The 1,298-nt window shown below is 66.0% G+C and carries 2 protein-coding genes and 1 pseudogene; all 3 read right to left on the bottom strand.

What is annotated here, in order from left to right; all coding sequences use genetic code 11:
• Positions 1-93: 93 nt before the first annotated feature.
• Positions 94-447, bottom strand: a pseudogene (locus tag J5F18_RS06110) (Na+/H+ antiporter subunit G); the annotation flags it as partial.
• A 10-nt stretch (positions 448-457) separates the two neighbouring features.
• A complete protein-coding gene (locus tag J5F18_RS06115) occupies positions 458-727 on the bottom strand; it encodes a K+/H+ antiporter subunit F (protein ID WP_346301414.1) in 270 nt (89 codons plus the stop codon).
• Positions 721-1,218, bottom strand: coding sequence for a Na+/H+ antiporter subunit E (locus J5F18_RS06120; protein WP_346301415.1), 498 nt, complete (start codon positions 1,216-1,218; stop codon positions 721-723). Before J5F18_RS06120 ends, J5F18_RS06115 begins: the two co-directional genes overlap by 7 nt.
• Positions 1,219-1,298: the final 80 nt, after the last annotated feature.

Consider the following 1,298-nt stretch of genomic DNA (forward strand, 5'->3'; position numbering starts at 1 on the left):
GCGCCGCCCCTAGCGGGGCAGGCGCGGCTTGCGCTTCTGTCGGCCCGGACGCCAGGGGTGGCGCGCCTTGGCCGGTCGCGCCACCCGGCTCTGACCCACGTCCTCCTCGCGGAACTCCGGCACCGAGCCCCGGGTGCCGGTGATGAAGCGCAGGTGCATGTGCAGGCCGGTCTTGGCCAGCATATGGCCGGTGACCGGGGCGGTGATGAACAGGAACAGGGTGATCAAGAGCTCCTGCACGTGGAACTCGCGCTGGGTGAGGGTGAAGTAGAGCATCGAGGCGATCAGGGTGCAGCCGATCCCCAGGGTGGTGCCCTTGGTGGGACCGTGCAGGCGCATGAAGAAGTCCTTGAACTGCAGCATGCCCAGCGATCCGGTGAAGGCGAAGATGCCGCCGGCCACCAGCAGGAAGGCGATCACGCCCTCGGCGATCACGTAGAACGTCATAGCGGCCTCCTCACTCGATGATGTCGCCGCGCAGCAGGTAGCGGCAGATGGCCATGGTGCCCACGAAGCCCAGCATGGCGATCAGTATGGCCGCCTCGAAGTAGGTCTTGGTGTTGAGCCACAGCCCCAGCAGCACGATCAGCGCGATGGAGTTGACGTAGAGGGTATCCAGGGCCAGCAGACGGTCGGGCACGTCGGGCCCCCGGGCCAGCCGGATCACGTTCATGCCCATGGCCGCCACGATCAGAGCGAGGCTGATCATCAGCGCGGTGTCTAGCATTCGAAGATCTCCTTGAGCGGACGCTCGTAGCGCTCGCGAATCTCGCGCACCAGCGCCTCCTCGTCATTCATGTCCAGCACGTGGATCAGCAGCGAGGAGCGGTCCAGGCGGATATTGGTGGCGACGGTGCCCGGCGTCATGGTGATGGTGTTGGCCAGCAGGGTGATGGTCAGCGGCTCGGTGACCGAGAGCGGGTACTCCACGAAGCCGGGATGGGGTTCGCGCTTCGGCGAGAGGATCAGCAGGCTGACCTGGATATTGGCCTTGACGATGTCGTAGAGCACCACCAGCACGAACCAGGCCAGCTTGAAGGGGTGCTTGACCTGGGGCAGCGGCTCCCAGAAGCGCTGAGTCAGCAGCGGAATGGACACGGCCAGCAGGGCACCCAGGATCAGCTGGCCCGGTTCGAGGCTGCGCACCATCAGCAGCCAGACCACCAGCAGGACCAGCGACAGGGTAGGGGTGGGCAGCAGGCGACCCATGGCTCTCATGGCGACTCTCCCTCGATGCTGAGCTGTCCGACTTGCCGGGCGGGAGGCTCGCCAAGCAGCTGGGCGATGACCCTCTGGGG

The organism is Halomonas sp. BM-2019 (assembly GCF_017584085.1).

Excerpts from the sequence above, each read along its gene's own strand:
- J5F18_RS06115 (WP_346301414.1), bottom strand. The coding sequence starts at position 727 with ATGCTAGACACCGCGCTGATGATCAGCCTCGCTCTGATCGTGGCGGCC.
- J5F18_RS06120 (WP_346301415.1), bottom strand. The coding sequence starts at position 1,218 with ATGAGAGCCATGGGTCGCCTGCTGCCCACCCCTACCCTGTCGCTGGTC.